16 protein-coding genes and 1 tRNA gene are annotated in these 17,327 nt (G+C 65.6%); 6 read left to right on the forward strand and 11 right to left on the reverse strand.

Translation table 11 applies throughout. The annotated features are described in order from the left end of the window. Nucleotides 1-23: 23 nt before the first annotated feature. Nucleotides 24-1,280: a family 1 glycosylhydrolase gene (locus OKW87_RS02675; protein ID WP_265542102.1), complete on the reverse strand. Its 1,257-nt coding sequence runs from the start codon at nt 1,278-1,280 to the stop codon at nt 24-26. 152 nt (nt 1,281-1,432) lie between these two features. Here OKW87_RS02675 and OKW87_RS02680 point away from each other — a divergent pair, with 152 nt between their 5' ends. Next, nucleotides 1,433-2,608, forward strand: a complete 1,176-nt coding sequence (locus OKW87_RS02680) for an energy transducer TonB (RefSeq protein WP_265542103.1) — start codon at nt 1,433-1,435, stop codon at nt 2,606-2,608. A 2-nt stretch (nt 2,609-2,610) separates the two neighbouring features. Here the strand turns inward: OKW87_RS02680 and OKW87_RS02685 are convergent, their stop codons facing one another. The 5 genes from OKW87_RS02685 to OKW87_RS02705 form a co-directional block, all read right to left on the reverse strand. Next, nucleotides 2,611-3,486, reverse strand: coding sequence for an acyl-CoA thioesterase (locus OKW87_RS02685; protein ID WP_265542104.1), 876 nt, complete (start codon nt 3,484-3,486; stop codon nt 2,611-2,613). A gap of 122 nt (nt 3,487-3,608) precedes the next feature. Next, a complete protein-coding gene (locus OKW87_RS02690) occupies nt 3,609-4,715 on the reverse strand; it encodes an acyl-CoA dehydrogenase family protein (protein WP_265542105.1) in 1,107 nt (368 codons plus the stop codon). Between the two features lie 103 nt (nt 4,716-4,818). Beyond that, the gene (locus OKW87_RS02695; RefSeq protein WP_265542106.1) at nt 4,819-5,970 is read right to left on the reverse strand and encodes an acyl-CoA dehydrogenase family protein; all 1,152 of its coding nucleotides are present in this window, start codon (nt 5,968-5,970) and stop codon (nt 4,819-4,821) included. A 124-nt stretch (nt 5,971-6,094) separates the two neighbouring features. Continuing rightward, the gene (locus tag OKW87_RS02700; protein ID WP_265542107.1) at nt 6,095-8,122 is read right to left on the reverse strand and encodes a 3-hydroxyacyl-CoA dehydrogenase NAD-binding domain-containing protein; all 2,028 of its coding nucleotides are present in this window, start codon (nt 8,120-8,122) and stop codon (nt 6,095-6,097) included. A gap of 66 nt (nt 8,123-8,188) precedes the next feature. Continuing rightward, nucleotides 8,189-9,406: a serine hydrolase domain-containing protein gene (locus OKW87_RS02705; protein WP_265542108.1), complete on the reverse strand. Its 1,218-nt coding sequence runs from the start codon at nt 9,404-9,406 to the stop codon at nt 8,189-8,191. A 203-nt stretch (nt 9,407-9,609) separates the two neighbouring features. Between OKW87_RS02705 and OKW87_RS02710 the strand changes: the two genes are divergently transcribed. Beyond that, on the forward strand, nt 9,610-11,316 hold the full coding sequence (locus tag OKW87_RS02710; protein WP_265543962.1) for a class I adenylate-forming enzyme family protein: 1,707 nt from the start codon (nt 9,610-9,612) through the stop codon (nt 11,314-11,316). 111 nt (nt 11,317-11,427) lie between these two features. Beyond that, entirely contained in the window at nt 11,428-11,685 is a 258-nt protein-coding gene (locus tag OKW87_RS17520) for a hypothetical protein (RefSeq protein WP_443025074.1), read from the forward strand. Between the two features lie 44 nt (nt 11,686-11,729). On the opposite strand, the gene OKW87_RS02720 is transcribed toward OKW87_RS17520, so the two are convergent. Beyond that, nucleotides 11,730-13,238, reverse strand: a complete 1,509-nt coding sequence (locus OKW87_RS02720; RefSeq protein WP_265542109.1) for an FGGY family carbohydrate kinase — start codon at nt 13,236-13,238, stop codon at nt 11,730-11,732. Between the two features lie 213 nt (nt 13,239-13,451). On the opposite strand from OKW87_RS02720, the gene OKW87_RS02725 reads away from it, so the two are divergent. The 3 genes from OKW87_RS02725 (at nt 13,452) to OKW87_RS02735 (ending at nt 15,856) form a co-directional block, all read left to right on the forward strand. Then, entirely contained in the window at nt 13,452-14,585 is a 1,134-nt protein-coding gene (locus OKW87_RS02725; RefSeq protein ID WP_265543964.1) for an AI-2E family transporter, read from the forward strand. Between the two features lie 46 nt (nt 14,586-14,631). Then, nucleotides 14,632-14,708 (forward strand) — tRNA-Asp (locus OKW87_RS02730). A 149-nt stretch (nt 14,709-14,857) separates the two neighbouring features. Further along, a complete protein-coding gene (locus OKW87_RS02735; protein WP_265542110.1) occupies nt 14,858-15,856 on the forward strand; it encodes a hypothetical protein in 999 nt (332 codons plus the stop codon). On the opposite strand, the gene OKW87_RS02740 is transcribed toward OKW87_RS02735, so the two are convergent. The 4 genes from OKW87_RS02740 to OKW87_RS02755 all read right to left on the reverse strand — a co-directional run bounded on the left by OKW87_RS02740 (nt 15,813) and on the right by OKW87_RS02755 (nt 17,231). Further along, the gene (locus OKW87_RS02740) at nt 15,813-16,031 is read right to left on the reverse strand and encodes a DUF2842 domain-containing protein (RefSeq protein WP_265542111.1); all 219 of its coding nucleotides are present in this window, start codon (nt 16,029-16,031) and stop codon (nt 15,813-15,815) included. The genes OKW87_RS02735 and OKW87_RS02740 overlap by 44 nt on opposite strands. Further along, nucleotides 16,016-16,567 (reverse strand): 5-formyltetrahydrofolate cyclo-ligase, encoded by a 552-nt coding sequence (locus OKW87_RS02745; protein WP_265542113.1) that lies wholly within the window; start codon nt 16,565-16,567, stop codon nt 16,016-16,018. Before OKW87_RS02745 ends, OKW87_RS02740 begins: the two co-directional genes overlap by 16 nt. A gap of 182 nt (nt 16,568-16,749) precedes the next feature. Next, nucleotides 16,750-17,046, reverse strand: coding sequence for a cell division protein ZapA (locus OKW87_RS02750; protein WP_265542115.1), 297 nt, complete (start codon nt 17,044-17,046; stop codon nt 16,750-16,752). Further along, on the reverse strand, nt 17,046-17,231 hold the full coding sequence (locus OKW87_RS02755) for a hypothetical protein (RefSeq protein ID WP_265542116.1): 186 nt from the start codon (nt 17,229-17,231) through the stop codon (nt 17,046-17,048). Before OKW87_RS02755 ends, OKW87_RS02750 begins: the two co-directional genes overlap by 1 nt. Nucleotides 17,232-17,327: the final 96 nt, after the last annotated feature.

A 17,327-nucleotide genomic window follows, 5' to 3' on the forward strand; every position in this document is an offset into this window, starting at 1 on the left:
GGGTTTGACTACAGCTCGATCTCTCATCCGGACGCGCTTGCTGACGGCGCGCGCTCCAGACGCGAGCGCTCCGGGGGAACGACGGGCACGATCAGGCACACGCTCTGTGCCGGAAGGACGTCGCGCCAGTCGGCGATAAGCTGCTTGTAGGCCTTGCCCACCGCGCGGATGTTGCGATCGAGATCGTAGAGGCCGAGCGGAATGACGTTGCCGTTCTGCTCGCGCAGCGCCGTATCCCAATCGACCTGATCGGTGAGCGAATACCAGGTGAAGCCGACGGTGGGGATGCCGACGTTGCGCAGCCGCAGGACGTTGGCCCATTCCTTCCACAGCCAGTTGACCGCCTCGTCGCCGTTCGGCCCTTCGCGCATATTGGTTTCGGTGTGCATCACCGGCAGGCCGTAGCGGCCATAATATTGGCGGGTGATCTCCGAATAGCCGAACACCTCGCCAGACGCCCAGGTGCGCCCGTCGGCATGGACGCGATGCTCGTTGGTCCAGTAATAATCATTGCCGAGGATGCAGTGCTGCTTGAGCCGCTTGCCCAGGAAGAAGTGATATTCCTCCTTCGTCATCCCGCAATCGAGCAGATATTCGTACATCTCGCTATCGACGCGGCGGCCATAGTTGAGATCGAGACTGAGGAAGCGCTTCGAGTTCATGATTTCCGCCGGGCCGATCGCGGCGGGGCTGTCGGCATGGAAATATTCGGAGGATTCGCTCTGGATGAATATCGCGTCGGGGCGGCGCTTGAGGATTTCTTCCATCGCCAGGACGTTCGCCTTCACGATATGCTTGAGCGCGGTGACGAAGGCCTTGTCGCCGGTCATTTGCTCGTTCCACCAGCCATATTGCGCCGAGAAGACCGCGCAGATGAACATCTCGTTGACCGGGGTGTAGAGCTGGATCCAGTGATAGCGCTCGGCAAAGGCCGCGGCATAGCGTGCGAACAGCTCGGGGAAATCGGGGTTCTGGAAATTGCCGATCCAGTCCGGCACGCCAAAATGGCAGAGATCGACGATCGGGGTGATGTCGCGCTTGCGCAGATCGTTGAGGGTGAGATCGGCGAATTCCCAATCGTAGCGATCGGGACCGAGATAGGCTTTGTGCAGCGGCGGGCCGAAGCGGAGATAGTGGATCCCCATATCCTCGACGAGATCGAAATCGTCCTTCCAGCGCCGATAATGGCCGCAGGATTCCATCTGGTCGACTCGGGTACGGCCGTTGTTGATCGTCGGTATGCTATTCTCGATGCCCGTGCAGAACATGAAATTGGCCAATGGGAGTCCTTTGTTTCTCGGGCAATTGGGGGCAACGAAGCCGTATCGCCTTGGTTGCCCAAAGCCGCGCGGCGCGCCACCCCGTAAAGGGCGAAATCGGCGGGCTGCTGGCCGACTTGAAACCGTCACGCCGTCGGGCGATGCTGCCGCGCATGAAGCTAGTCACTCTGGGCCTGTTGGCTGCCATCCTCCCGACCCTCGGCGCCACGCAGGATGCGCCGCCGGTGATGGTCCTTCCGCCGGCAGTCGAGGCTAGTCCGATCACGCCACATGGGGCGGCGTTCCCGGTGCTACCGACGCTGATCCAGTACGCGCGGACGTCGCTTCGCTGCGGGGACGACACAGTGGTCCCGCTGCTCGACGTCGAACCCTTCGTGGCGACCGGGTGGGGCGGGCCGACGGCATCCTCGCAAGCCGTATCGTTGCGCTTTCGCATCGATGCGACGGGCAGGCCGCTGGGTATCGAGCGGCTGGGCGCCGGCGGGAGCTATCTTAGTGGTGCGGAGGATTTGGCGCCGGCGCTGGCGGCATTGCGATTTGCATTGGGCGAGGCACGCGACAATTGCGTGGTGCGTTTTGCGCCACGGCACATTCCGATCCCATCTGCGCCCACGGCCCTGCTCGCGCGCTATTACGGGATGCCGCATCGGGCCGGGCCGCACGATCGACGGATCTACAAGGCGCTGGTCCCGACGGGAGCAGATTGCACGTGGCCATCGCCCGAGCCCCGCGCGCTTCACTATCCCCCTTACAGCGATATCGAGCAGGCGCCCGGAACCTCGTCCTTCATAGTGCTCGGCTATGATCTTGATGCGCGCGGCAAGCCGGTCCGAGTGCGGACAATCGCTTCTGCGGGAAATGTGGCACTCGATCGGGCGTCGGTCGCTGCAATCGAACGCTCGCGGTTTGCGCCGGGTGCGCGAACCGGGTGCGTGACGCGCTTCTACCGCCGGCAGAACGTGCCGATCCCGGCCCCGGCAATTCCCGAGCCCGCGCCGTTCGTCGCCGGGCCGCTGTGCAAGGATCTGCCCGATTGGAGCCAAAAGCCGAACCTGGTCTTTCCGGATCCCTATAGACGTCGCGCGATCGAGGGCTGGGCGATCATCGGCTTCGACGTGGCCCCTTGGGGCGCGACGGGTAACGTACGCGTGCTGGCGAGCGAGCCCAGCGCCGATTTCGGGATAGCGGCGAAGACGATCGTCGAGCGGGCGCGGTTGCCGAACTCGCCGACAGGACGCAGCGGATGCGCAGAAAAAGTGCGGTTCCTACTGCCGGCGAAGGGAGCGGCTGAAGATGACACGCCGCCCCCGCCGATTATCATGCACTGAGATCAGTCCCCCAGGCGTACCAGCCCCTCCTGGGCGGCGCTGGCGACCAGGCGCCCGTCGCGGCTGTAGATCCGGCCGCGGTTGAAACCACGGCTGTGGCCGGCCCAGGGACTATCGGTGGTGTAGAGCAGCCATTCGTCGAAGCGGAAGGGCTCGTGAAACCAGAGCGCGTGATCGAGGCTGGCGGTCTGGACCTTGCCGCTCATCCAGGAGACGCCGTGCGGCAGCATGCAGGTGCCGAGCAGGGTCATGTCGCTGGCGTAAGCGAGCATCGCGCGGTGAAGCGCGGGTTCGTCGGGCAGGGGGGCGCAGACGCGGAACCAGCTGTGCTGGACGGGCTCGGTCGGCTCAGGGTTGAACCAGTTGCGTGGGGAGACCGGGCGGATCTCGATCGGGCGCGCGCGCAGGAAGAAGCGACGGAATTTCTCGGGAACCTGGTCCTGGATCTCGTCGCGCAGTTCGCGTTCGGACCGGAGGTCCTCGGGGGCGGGGACGTCGGGCATCGGCTGCTGGTGGTGGAGCCCCTCCGCCGGCAGCTGGAAGCTGGCTGCCATGTTGAGGATCGGCTTGCCCTTCTGCATCGCGATGACGCGGCGATTGGCGAAGCTGCGGCCCTCGAAGTCGCGGACGACGCGGTAGATGATCGGGTGATTCTCGTCGCCGGGACGCATGAAATAAGCGTGGAGCGAGTGGGCGACCTTCGCGTCCTCGATCGAGCGTTGCGCGGCCTGGAGCGCCTGGGCGATCACCTGCCCGCCGAACACGCGACCGACCCCGCCGGGCTGGCGCGGGCCGCGGTAGAGATCGGTGTCGATCTGCTCGACGTCGAGGAGGGTGGTGAGCTGGGTTACCAGCTCGGTGGGGGTGGGTTCGGGCATATTCTACTCCGTCATCCCCGCGAAAGCGGGGACCCATCTCCGGCGCGCGCCGCGCGCAGAACAGTGGGTGACTTCTCCCCGAGATGGGCCCCCGCTTTCGCGGGGGTGACGGTGGGACGGCATCAATAGCCCGCCGCTTGCGCCAGCGAGTCGGCATGGAAATTGGCATCGCCGAACAGTTCGGCCAGGGCGCGTGCGCGCTTCATGTAGAAGCCGATATCATATTCGTCGGTCATGCCGATGCCGCCGTGCATCTGGATACCCTCCTGGACCGCCAGCGTAGTCGCGAGGCCGCTCATCGCCTTGGCGACGGCGACGGCTTCGCTGGCGTCCTGGCCCGAATCGAGGCGCTGCTGGGCCTTGAGGACCGCGGCGCGGGCGACTTCCATTTCGCTGTAGAGATGCGCGGCGCGGTGCTGGAGCGCCTGGAAGCTGCCGATCGGCACGCCGAACTGCTTGCGCTCCTTGAGATAGGCATTGGTCAGGTCCATCGCGCCACCGCCGACGCCGAGCAGTTCGGCCGAGGCGCCGGTGCGGCCCGCGGCGAGGAGGCGGGCGAGGAGGGTGCCGCCCTGATCGACTTCGCCGATCACCGCGTCGGCATCGACTTCAACGGCTTCGAAGGCGAGATGCGACGCCAGGCTGGAATCGGCGAGGCGCTCGGGGGTGGCGGTTAGGCCCTTGGCGTCGTTCGGGACGGCGAAGAGGGTGGTGCCGCGGTCGGTCTTCGCGGCGACGAGGATCAGGTCGGCGACATGGCCGTGGGCGACGAAGCGCTTGGCGCCGGTCAGGCGGAAGCCGTTGCCGGCGCGTTCGGCCTGCATCGCGATCCGGCCGTTGTGCTTGGGGGATTCGTCGATCGCGAGCGCGGCGACGGTCTCGCCAGCGAGGATGCCGGGGAACCAGCGCGGGGCGTGGGGAGTGCTCTTTAGCGCCTCGACGGCGGCGACGGCGGTGGTGAGGAAGGGCGAGGGAGAGAGGTTTCGACCGATTTCTTCCAGTACGATGCCGGCTTCGACATGGCCGAGGCCTAAGCCGTTATCGGCTTCAGGAATGAGGATACCGGTGAGGCCCATTTCGGCGAATTGCTTCCACAGGTCGCGGGAGAAGCCGTTGGTGTCGTTCGCGTCGCGCAGCTGGCGGAGGTGCGCGGGAGGCGCGTGTTCGGCGACGAAGTCGCGCGCGGTGTCGCGGAGCATCTGCTGTTCGTCGTTGAGGTAGAGGGGCATTTCTTCTTCCTTCCTCATCCCCGCGGAAGCGGGGACCCATCTCCTGCGGTCTCGCCCAGCTCCACGGTCGGGAGATGGGCCCCCGCTTTCGAGGGGGTGACGGTCAGCTTGGTAAATCCAAAATCCGCTTCGCGATGATGTTGAGCTGGATCTCGCTGGTCCCGCCTTCGATCGAATTTGCCTTGGTGCGCAGCCACGCGCGCGCCGCCGCGCCGTGGATCGAGGCTTCGCTCTCCCATTCGAGCGCATCGCTGCCGCCGGCGGCCATCAGCAGTTCGTGGCGGATCTTGTTGAGCTCGGTGCCGTAATATTTCATCATCGAGGGTTGGGCGGGATGGGCGCGGCCTGCCTTGAGCTCGTCGATGAAGCGTTCGGACATCGCCGCGAACGCCCGGGCGCGGACCTGGAACAGAGCGATCTGGCCGCGCAGGATCGGATCGACTCCCTTGCGCGCCGCTTCGACCAGCGGATCGATCCCGCCGGCGCCCATGTTCGAGATCATCTCGCGCTCATGGCCGAGGAGGTATTTGGCGACGTCCCAGCCCTTGTTCAGCTCGCCGAGCAAATTGGACTTGGGGACCTTCACATCGTCGAAAAAGGTCTCGCAAAAGGGCGAATTGCCACTGATCAGCAGGATCGGCTTGGTGCTAACGCCCTCGCTGGCCATGTCGAACAGCAGGAAGCTGATGCCGCCCTGTTTGCTCGTCTTGTCGGTGCGGACGAGGCAGAAGATCCAGTCGGCCTGATCGGCATAGCTGGTCCAGACCTTCTGGCCGTTGACGATGAAATGGTCGCCGGCATCCTCGGCGCTGGTCTGCAGGCCGGCGAGGTCGGAGCCGGCATTGGGCTCGCTATAGCCCTGGCACCAGCGGATTTCGCCGCGGGCAATCTTTGGGAGATGCTCGAGTTTCTGTTCTTCGGTGCCGTATTTGAGCAAGGCCGGCCCGAGCATCGAGATGCCGAAGCTGTTGAGCGGATTGCGGGCGCGGATCGCAGCCATTTCCTCGCGGAGGATCTTGGTCTCGGCTGCGGAGAGCCCACCGCCGCCATATTCCTTTGGCCAATCGGGGACGGTCCAGCCGCGCGCGCCCATGCGCTCCATCCAGAGCTTCTGGTCGGGGTGGGCATAGATGGGGTTGCGGCCGCCCCAGGTGGCGTCCTTCTCGCTGCGCAGGGGCAAGCGCATGCTGGGGGGGCAATTGGCCTCGAGCCAGGCTCGGGTTTCTTGGCGGAATTGGTCGAGGTCTTGGTTCATCGTACTCACTCCCGTCATCCCCGCGAAGGCGGGGACCCAGAGCCAAGAGCGGCGCCGCCCGTTACCCTGGGTCCCCGCCTTCGCGGGGATGACGGGTGCGGGGCGGCGCGCCTTGGCCGTGCCGTCAGTTGAACCGCGCGCCCTTCTCGGCCTTCTCGCGGAGCAACGGCGCTACCTTGAAACCGTGCTTCTCGAGCCCGGCGACGATCTTCTTGAGGCCCTCGGTGTCGGCCCAGAACATCGGGCCGCCGCGATAGACCGGCCAGCCATAGCCGTAGATCCAGACGACATCGATGTCCGACGCGCGCTGGGCCTTGCCTTCGGCGAGGATCAGCGCGCCTTCGTTGACCATCGGGTAGAGCGTGCGCTCGACGATTTCCTCGTCGGTGACTTCGTGCTGGACCGCGCCCGATTTCTTGCGGAAATCCTCGATGATCTCGGCGACGCGGGGGCTGTTCGAGGGCTGGCGCTTCTCATCATAGTCGTAGAAGCCTGCGCTCTTCTTCTGGCCCCAGCGGCCTTCGGCGGCGAGTGCGTCGCGGATATTCTCGATTCGGGTGGGATCGCGGTGCCAGCCGATGTCGACCCCGGCGAGGTCGCTCATCTGGAACGGGCCCATCGGCATGCCGAAGTCGACATGGACGCGATCGATCTGTTCGGGGGTGGCGCCTTCCATCAGCAGCTTCATCGCCTCGACCTGACGCGGCATCAGCATGCGATTGCCGATGAAGCCGTGGCAGACCCCGGCGACGACCGCGACCTTCTTGATCTTCTTGGCGACCGCCATCGCGGTGGCGAGCACGTCGTCCGCCGTCTTGTCGCCGCGGACGACTTCGAGCAGCTTCATAACATTGGCGGGCGAGAAAAAGTGGAGGCCGAGAACATCTTGCGGGCGCGAGGTGGATGCGGCGATTTCGTTGACGTCGAGATAGGAAGTATTGGAGGCGAGGATCGCGCCGGGCTTGGCGATCTTGTCGAGCCGGCCGAAAATGTCCTTCTTGACCGACATTTCTTCATAGACCGCCTCGATGATCAGATCGCAGTCGCCGAGCGCGTCGAAATCGAGCGTCGGGTTGAGCAGCCCCATCGCCTGATCGACCTGCTCGGGCTTGATCCGACCCTTGGCGGCGCTCGCTTCGTAATTCTTGCGCATCGTGCCGGCGCCGCGATCGAGCGCCTCCTGCTGCATCTCGACGATGGTCACCGGGATGCCCGCCGAGAGGAAGTTCATGCTGATGCCGCCGCCCATCGTGCCGGCGCCGATCACGCCGACGCGCTTGATCGGGCGGAGCGCGATGTCATCGGCGACACCGTCGATCTTGCCGGCCTTGCGCTCGGCGAAGAAGATGTGGCGCTGGGCGGCGGACTGGACGCTCATGATCAGCTTCATGAAACCCTGGCGCTCGAGCGCGACGCCTTCCGCAAAGGGCTTACCCATGCTGTTTTCGATCACCGAGATGATCTCGGCGGGGGCCTCAAAGCCACGGAAGCGCTTGCCGTTGGTCTTGCGGAAGGTTTCGAACACCGACGGATCGGCAGTGATAGACTTGGCCGACGCGCGCGGGAGCGGGCGGGCGGTGGCGACTTCGCGGGCGAAGGCGACGGCGTCGTCGAGCAGGCTGTCTTCGCCGGCGAGGCGATCGACGAGGCCGGCCTGCTGGGCTTTTGCGGCGGAGACGGGATCGCCCTTGGCGGCGAGTTCCAGCGCGAATTCGACGCCGGCGACGCGCGGCAGGCGCTGGGTGCCGCCCGCGCCGGGGAGGATGCCGAGCTTCACTTCGGGCAGGCCGAGCTTGGCCGAGGGGACGGCGATGCGATAATGGGCGCCGAGCGCGACTTCGCAGCCGCCGCCCAGCGCGGTGCCGTGGATCGCGGCGATGACGGGCTTGTCGAGCGCCTCGATCATGTCGACCAAGGTGGGGAGCGCGGGCTCCTGCATCGGTTTGCCGAATTCGGTGATGTCGGCGCCGGCGAAGAAAGTCTTGCCGGCGCAGACGATGACGACCGCCTGGATGCTCTCATCGTCGCGCGCCTGCTCGATGCCGGCCTGGAGGCCCTGGCGGACCGCGGCGGAGAGGGCGTTCACCGGCGGGCTGTCCGAGGTGAGGATCAGGACTTCGCCCTGGCGGCTGGTGGTGATGGGGGAGGTCATGTTCGGTCTCCAATTAGTGGTTCACGCAAAGGCGCGAAGGCGCAAAGATCGATTGCTGGTGAAGGGTCATGTCAGGGCCGAATAGATCAGCGTCTTGAGCTCGCGGCGGACGGGGTAGAGCATCGATGGCGAGAATTGAGTCATGAAGACCATCGAGACACGTTCGACCGGATCGACCAAGAAGGCGGTCGAGAACATGCCGCCCCAGTAGAACTCGCCTGCCGAGCCTGGCATGAGCGATTTGGCGACGTCCATCGTGACCGCAAAGCCGAGGCCGAAGCCGGTGCCTGCATTGGTTGCCTCGCTGAACAAGGCGCGCGACATTGCGGTGAGATCCTGGCCGCCGGGAAGGTGGTTCATCGTCATCAGCTCGATCGTCTTCGGGCTGACCAGACGCGTGCCCCCGAACGTGCCCTTGTTGAGCAGCATCGTGTTGAAGCGGTGATAGTCGAGCGCAGTCGAGACGAGCCCACCGCCGCCAGAGACCAGTCGGGGCGCCTTAGCCCATGCAGAATTGGCGCCGCGATCGTAGAGGGCAGGTTTGCCATCGACGAGCGCCCAGCAATCGGCGAGGCGAGCGATCTTTTCGGCGGGCACCTGGAAGAAGGTGTCTTGCATGCCGACGGGCGCAAAGATCCGCTCGGCGAAGAAGCGATCGAGCATCGTGTCCGATAGGCGCTGGACCACGGCACCGAGCACGTCGGTGGACACCGAATAATTCCATTCGGCGCCGGGCGAGAATTCGAGCGGGAGCTTGGCAAGGGCGGCAACGAATTCGTCGAGGGTCAGGCCGTTGTACCAGCTCTCGAGCTTCGACTCGCGATAGGCGGCGTCGACATTGGTGCGGTTCTGGAAGCTGTAGGTGAGGCCCGAGGTATGGCGGAGCAGATCGACCATCCGCATCGGCTCGGCGGTGGCCTTGGTGACGAACGAAACGCCGCCGCCGCCGCCGGCATAGACGCCGACGCCCTTGAACTCCGGGAGGACGTGGTGGACCGGCGTGTCGAGCCCGACCTTGCCCTCCTCGACCAACATCATGAAGGCGAGGCTGGTGACCGGCTTGGTCATCGAGGCGATGCGGAACAGGGTGGTGTCGTCGACAGGGGCGCCGTCTTCGCGCGCCGGGCCCTGGTGCGAGAAATGGACGATCTCGCCTTCGCGGGCGATGAGCAATTGGGCGTGGGGGAAGCGACCCGAATCGAGATAGCGCTCCTTCACGAACGCATCGATCCGCGCCAGCCGCGCGGCATCGAATCCGTAGCGTCCGGGCTGGTGCATTTGCATGCGGGCGGCATACCTCTTGTTCGAATCTACGCTTGTGCATCGCGCGGCGGTGCGCTTCTCCTATTGCCTTGAGCGCGTCTCGAATCAACACTAACGTTGTTCATGGGGCCGCAGAAATGCCAAACCCAACATTCAGAAGTTGATGGAGAGAGAGCATCGTGGCCCCCGAACCGATCGTGCCGCTGGATCCCGAATGGCCGAGAATGACGCTCGAGCAGGTAAAGGCGCTGCTGACTGCGCCGGGCGCTCGCTTCGAGATGGACAGCACGCTGATCCAGGGCGTCGAGACGCGGGTGTGGAAGAATGCGCCGCCTTCGCTGCGGCTGCTGGCGCAGATGGTGCGGGCCTATGGCGCGCGCGAATTCACGATCCAGGAGGAAGAGCGCGTCACCTACGAGGCCAATTATCGCGCGACGTCGCATATCGCGCATTGGCTGGTCGAGATGGGAGTCGGCAAGGGCGACCGGGTGGCGATGGCGATGCGCAACCTGCCCGAATGGCCGGCGATCTTCTTTGCCGGCGTCAGCATCGGCGCGATCATGGTGCCGCTCAATGCCTGGTGGACCGGCGGCGAGGTCGAGTTCGCAATGCGCGATTCGGGAGCCAAGATCCTGTTCGTCGACGGCGAGCGGCACGAGCGGTTCAAGCATTGCTACGACGACCTGCCCGATCTCGAGCGAGTGGTGGTGAGCCGAGCCAAGAGCGATCTGAGTGGAATCGCAACAGCATTGGAGGACCGGATCGGCACCAGTACGGGCTGGGCTACGCTGGAGGATGTCGGCTTTCCCGATGCAGATATCGCCCCCGATGACGATGCGACGATCTTCTACACCAGCGGCACCACCGGCAGTCCGAAGGGCGCGCTGGGGACGCACCGCAATTTCGCGACCAATATCATGTCGAGCGGCTATGTCGCGGCGCGGGCGATGCTGCGGCGGGGCGAGACGCCGCCGGCGGCGCCTGAGCAGAAGACCATCCTGCTGGTGATCCCCTTGTTCCACGTCACGGCCTGTTCGGCGGTGATGATGGGGGTGGTTGCATCGGGATCGACCATGGTCTTCATGCGCAAATGGGAGCCCGAGCCCGCGATGGCGCTGATCGAGCGCGAGCGGATCAGCGTGACCGGCGGCGTCCCGACGATCGCCTGGCAATTGCTCGAGCATCCGGCACGGGCAAAGTACGACCTCTCGAGCCTGGACAGCATCGGCTATGGCGGCGCACCCTCCGCGCCCGAGCTGGTCAAGCGCATCTATGAGGAATTCGGCGCGCTGCCCGGCAATGGCTGGGGAATGACCGAGACCACGGCGACGGTCACGACGCATTCGGGCGAGGACTATCTCAACCGACCGAATAGCGCCGGACCGCCGGTGGCGACGGCGGATCTCAAGATCATGTCGGTGGAAGGCGATCGCGAACTGCCGCTGGGCGAAGTCGGCGAATTGTGGGCGCGCGGGCCGATGATCGTGAAAGGCTATTGGAACCGGCCCGAGGCGACCGCGGAGACGTTCGTCGACGGCTGGGTGCGCACGGGGGACCTCGCGCGGGTAGACGAGGAGGGGTTCCTGTTCATCGTCGACCGGGCGAAGGACATGATCATCCGCGGCGGCGAGAATATCTATTCGAGCGAAGTGGAGGACGTCCTGTACGCCCATCCCGCGGTGACCGACTGTGCACTGGTGGGGGTGCCGCATCGCTCGCTCGGCGAGGAACCGGCGGCGGTGGTGCATCTGGCGCCGGGGACGTCGGCAACCGAGGCGGAACTGCAGGATTGGGTGCGGGCGCGGCTGGCGGCGTTCAAGGTGCCGGTGGCGGTGCGCTTCGTTGCGGACGTATTGCCGCGTAATGCGAATGGGAAGATTTTGAAGACCGAGCTGCGGGGCTTGTTTGGGGGCTCCGCCGAACAATCCTAATCCGGCGTCACCCCCGCGAAAGCGGGGGCCCATCTCCGGTGCTCGCCAAGCGCAAAACAGCCGTTGTGACTCGCGGCAACTCCCGGGAGATGGGCCCCCGTTGTCGCAGGGGTGACGTTTTTTTTGTTATTTGTTCAGGTCGAACCACAGATCGCGCCAATCCGGGTTCAGGGCTTCGATCAGTTCGATCTTCCAGGCCCGGTTCCATTTCTTGATGCGCTTCTCGCGGACGATCGCGTTCTCGATTTCGTCGTGATGCTCGACATAGACGAGGCGAACAGTCGCGTGCTTCGCGGCAAACTTGCTGCCGGTGTTTTCGCGGTGCTGGGTGATGCGTTAGGCGATCGTGGCGGTTACGCCGGTGTATAGCGTGCCGTGCTTGCGGTTGGTGACGATGTAGACGCAGCCGCCCACTACTGCTTCGCTTGAGGCTCGTGCGGGAGATGGGCCCCAGCTTTCGCGGGGGTGACGATCGAGTGGACGGCTTGCGTCCAACCTGCCAACCGAGCGTGGCGCCGGCCTACATCCAATTTCGGCTCGAAGGTAACCGCGGGTCCGCGCATCTTGGCGGCCTCCTCCAGCCCGCTGAACAGGCCGCAGCCGACCCCCGCCAGCATCGCCGCCCCCAATGCAGTCGTCTCGGCGAAGTCGGGCCGGTCGACGGGTACAGCCAGTACGTCGGCCAAATCCTGCGCCATCCAGTCGTTGGCGACCATGCCGCCGTCGATTCGCAGGCGGGCCCAGTCGGCGCCGTCGGCGGCGAAGGCGGTCTTGAGGTCGTGGCTCTGGTGCGCCATCGCCTCTAGCGCGGCGCGGATGATGTGGGCGCGGGTGCTGGCGAAGCTGAGGCCGGAAATGGCGGCGCGGGCGTCGGGCTCCCACCAGGGGGCGCCGAGACCGCTAAGCGCGGGGACGAGATAGACGCCGCCATTGTCGGGGACCGATTTCGCGATTGCCTCCGTTTCGGGGGCGGTCTCGATCAGGCCGACCGCGTCGCGGAGCCACTGGATCAGGCTGCCGGCGACGAACACCGATCCTTCGATCGCATAGGTGCGGCGGCCGTTCAGTTGCCAGAGGACGGTTGCGAGCAAGCGATGCTTGGAGGCCGGCGGGGTGGTGCCCGCGTTGGTGAGGACGAAGGCGCCGGTGCCGTAGGTGGCCTTGGTCTCGCCCTTGGCGAAGCAGGCCTGGCCGATCGTCGCGGATTGCTGATCGCCGGCGAGGCCGCAGATCGGGATTTCGCCGCCGAACAGCCGGGTTGTGCCGAAGCGGCCCGCGCAATCGACGATCTCGGGCAAGGCATCGCGAGGGGCCGAGAACATGTCGAGCAGCCCATCGCTCCAGCCGCCACTGCCGAGGCCCATCAGCAGTGTGCGCGAGGCGTTGGTGGCATCGCTGATGTGGAGCCCGCCGGTGAGCTTCCAGACCAGCCAGCTCTCGACCGTGCCGATCGCGAGGCGATCGCACGCCGCGGCGAGCTGGGGCCAATGCTCCATCGCCCAGGCGATCTTGGTCCCCGAAAAATAGGGGTCGAGCAGCAGGCCGGTGCGCGCCTGGACGCCGGGCTCCTCGCCGGCGTCGCGCAATTTCCGGCACAAGGCGGCGGTGCGGCGGTCCTGCCAGACGATCGCCGGGGCGAGCGGTTCGCCGGTCGTCTTGTCCCAGAAGACGATCGTTTCGCGCTGGTTGGTAATGCCGATCGCGGCGATGCGATCCGCGCCGCCGGCCTTGTCGACCATCGCGATTGCGCATTCGAGCGTGCGGCGCCAGATCTCGTTCGCGTCATGCTCGACCAGGCCGGGGCCGGGATAGTGCTGGGTGAGCTCGGCGGCGTGGCTGCCGAGACATTTGCCCGACGCCTCGAAGAGCATCGCGCGGGTGGAGGTGGTGCCTTCGTCGAGGACCAGCAGGAGTTCGCCCATCAGGCGAGGCTAGCGGGGTTTGCGTCGGCGCTCCAGCCAAGGAATCAGTAGCGCGCCTCATTGCTCGGCTCTTCGCGCAAGCCTATCGTGCGGCGAAACAGGGTGGACATAGTGGACGAACAGGGCGGCACGATCACTGGCGGCGCAAGCGGGGAGGGTGTGGCGCCTTCCGATCCGCGCGAGCCTATCCTTACGCCTGAGGCCCCCGACAATATGGGCGACGGGCTCAAGCGAGATCGGCTGATGGCGTCGCTGGCGCTGTGCGCCGGGCTGGGGCTGTTGCTGGCGCTTCCCTTCGCGCTGCAAGCGGGTTCGCCCTTCTTCCTGCCGCTCACGGCGGCTCTCGTCATTGCGATCGCCCTCGTGCCGATGCTCGAATGGCTGGAACGGCACCGCGTACCGGCGCCGCTGGCGGCATTCTTTTGCGTGCTGGTGTTCCTGGTCACGGCGAATGTCGCGCTCGCCTCGATCGTCGTGCCCGCCTGGCAATGGGTCCAGCAGCTCCCCGAGAGCATTCCGCAGATCCAGCACAATCTGGAGCCGCTGATTCGATTTTATTCGAACCTCGAACAGTTCGTCGACAAGATGCTAAACAACTTTGCCTCGGCGCCGGTGCAGACGCAGACGATAGCTACCGCGCCGCCGCGTTCGCTGATGGACCTGTTCACCACCTCGGCTCCCTCGGCGCTGATCGAGATGTTTTTCGCGATCCTGGTCATCTATTTCTTCCTGTCGGGCTGGACCCGGCTGCGGCGCAACGCAATCACCAGCCGCTCCAGCTTCGGCGGGGCGATGGCGACCGCGCGGGTGATCCAGGATGTGGTGGACGATACGTCCGCCTATTTGGGAACGATCACGCTGATCAACGTCACTCTGGGTCTGATCGTCGCCGGCGCGCTGTGGATGATTGGGATGCCGACGCCGTTGATGTGGGGCGGGATCGTCGCCCTACTCAACTACATTCCCTATATCGGGCCGGTGGTGGCGGCACTGCTGCTTGCGGTCGGCGGGTTGATGAGCTTCAGCGAGATCTGGTGGGCGCTGATGCCGGCTGCGATCATGGTCGGCGCGCATCTCGTCGAGGCGAATGTGGTCACTCCGCTGGTGGTGGGGCATCGGCTGACGATCAGCCCGATCCTGATCCTTATCTCCCTGAGCTTCTGGGGGTGGGTGTGGGGCACCACCGGGGCGCTGCTGGCGGTGCCGCTACTGATCATCATCCAGACGGTGATGCGGGCGGCCGGAAAGCCCGATATTGCGGGTTTCCTTTTCGAGCATGGCACGCTGGTGCGCGATCCGGGCGAGACGCGACCCCATCGTCGTCCGGGGCGCGACCAATCCGGTTGACAGCCATTTGAGGCGCGGCTAGTGCCCGCCTCCTCGCACGGATACTGCGGGTGTAGCTCAGTTGGTTAGAGCGCCGGCCTGTCACGCCGGAGGTCGCGGGTTCGAGCCCCGTCACTCGCGCCATCCCGTTCCTGTGGAACGTGGATTGGCGGATGCCGATGCCCCCGGGATTGCCCCGGCCCAGCGCCTGATTGACTCCGCGCTGCTTCGCTATAGCCTGACCGTAAAACAAGCCAGTCGCCAGTCTGCGTGCACCCATCCGGAGGGAAGCGATGCGTCTGCGTCTGATTCTGTCGCTCGCGCTTTTTGCCGGTTCGAGTTGCGCGCGGTTGTCGCGCCCCGAGCTTCAGCCTGCCAGTCCTGTGACCGCCATCGGCAGCGAGGAGGTGTTGCCGAGCCCACCAGTGGAGATGGGCGAGGTCCTCGAGCCGATGGTGCCGACACCGGTTCCTCCCCGCCGGCCGGCCGAAGCCGGTCCGAATTGGAGCGCGCGCGCCCCGGCGTCCGCACCGCGGACACGGTCGCAAAGCGGGAGGCTTGCTGCGGTTGCCGCGCCGGGCGACGGAGTCGTCGCATGCGACGTGGTCAACGACGACGTGCCCGAGGCGGAATGCCGCGACTATGAGCGACAGAAGGCGCGTCTCGCGCCGGGGCTGATGAGTTTCGATCCACCGACGACGATGCTGGTTGGGATGTCGTACGAACTCACGCTGAGCGTCGGGCTCGCCGCGAATGCCGAAGCGGTGCGGGCGGTGGTGCGGCAGGAAGGACGGCGACTGGAGGAGCGGGCGATCCCGGTCGGCAAATATATGACTGCCAGCCTGAGCGGGGGTGCTTTTCAAATTGAATCAACGGGCCAGGAGGGCCCTGCACGCACCTTGGGCGCGGATCGGAGCGATGTCTGGCAATGGCGGGTGACACCGCTCGCGAAGGGTAAGCAGAGGCTGCTGCTTACGGTTTCGGTGGAGGCGATGGGGCCGGGTGGCGCGCGCAGCCGATTCGCGCTGGTGACGCGACCGATCGAGATCGCGGTCGAGGTCAGCCCGGCGGATGCGCAAAAGGCAAAGGCGGACGACCGCGAGAAGCGGCTCAAGCAGGGCACCTCGATGCTCAACCTGCTGCGCGACTGGCTGATGGCGCTGGCGGCGGTGATCGCGGCTGCGGGGGGTGTTTGGCTCGGTATCCGGCGATTCGGCAGAGAGAAGCCAGCCGGAGAAACGAAAGGCGCTAGCGCCAGCGCCCCGTCTCCATCCAGCGCAAGAGGGGCTTGAGCGGCAGGATCCAGACGATCCCCAGGACGATGTAGACGAGCAACTGGATCAGGACGGGCAGTGCGCCGATCTCGGCCGAGAAACTGGCGACGAGCACTACCCAGACGAGGATGAGCAGGACGATGCCCAATGCGCCTGCGGGCTTGCGCCAGGTCGGGGCTATTCCTCGTGACACAGCATGCCCTCCTCGGTGATGATGGCGTGCAAAGGCACGTCCCAGATGTCGGCGGGGATAGCGGGGACTTGCTGGATCGACCAGGCCACCCCGACGCGCCAGGCTGATTCGTAGCGGGCGAACGCCCGGTCGTAATGGCCGCCGCCTTGTCCGAGGCGGTTGAGACGGCGATCGAAGCCGATCAGCGGCGACAGGATGAGATCGGGGGCGACCTCGCTGCTGGAGATAGCGGGCTGGCGCAACTTGTACGGGCCCTCGACCAGCAGATCGCCCCGCTGCCAGGCGAGGAAGCGGATCGGGGTGGCTCGATCGACGACGAAGGGGAGCGCGAGCGTGCAGCCTTGCTCGATGGCAGCGGCGGCCAGCATTGCCGGGTCGGCCTCGCCACCCACCGCGCAATAGGTGGCGACCACCATTCCGGGCTTGAGACGATCCAAGAACGACGGCGGTGCGAGAATGGCGCGGCTCGTTTCGGCTGCAAACCGATCGCGATCGGCGCGAAGCTGCGCGCGCAAGGCGGGCTTATCGATGCTCATGGCAGACGGGCGGGGTGGCGGGACCGCCGTGGCCGTTTGCTCGCATATCCTCTGACGCGCGGTACGTCAGGTGGGAACCATGTGCCGCAGACCAGGATCTGCACAGGGACAGCTCCCATGGATGATGAATAGCCTCAGGGATATCTGAGAGCTCGTACCGGGCAGTGCCCGCCGCCCCTTACTTAGGCGTCCGCGGCATCTTCCTCAAGTGCCGCTGCGACCGCTTCCAGACGATCGGCGATGCGATCGAGCAGGAGCGGGGAGACTCCTTCGGGCGGGTTGCGCTCTGCATCGTCGAGCAGATCGGCGAGGATCAGCGTGAGATAGACCAGGACGCGTTCGGAATTGGGCCCGGCCGCGCGCTGGGCCGATTCGGCGTGGCGCGCGATCAATGCCTCGAGCTGGCGGAGATGGGGTTCCTCGCCTTCGCGCGCGGCGATGGCGTGGGTGCGGCCGGCGATATTGAGCAATATGTCCATCAGTCGCCGTCCGCCGGAGATTCGCGCACGATCAGGGAATCGAGCGAAGCGACGGCCTCCTGAATTCGCGCGCGCAGCTTGGCATGGCGCCGGGCCAGTCGATCGCTGGCATAGGCACGCGCCGCCGCCGCCGCCTCGATCCGGGCGAGCGCATTTTCGATACGGTCTGCGTAAGCATCTGACATCAGGAGACTCGGATAGGCACCGCCGGGCGGTGCGGCAAGCCCCGACGCATTTGCGAAGCGGCGAGTCGGTTGACGTGTGGGTGCGACGCCCGCAAA

Source organism: Sphingomonas sp. M1-B02, from assembly GCF_026167525.1.
Taxonomy (GTDB): domain Bacteria; phylum Pseudomonadota; class Alphaproteobacteria; order Sphingomonadales; family Sphingomonadaceae; genus Sphingomonas.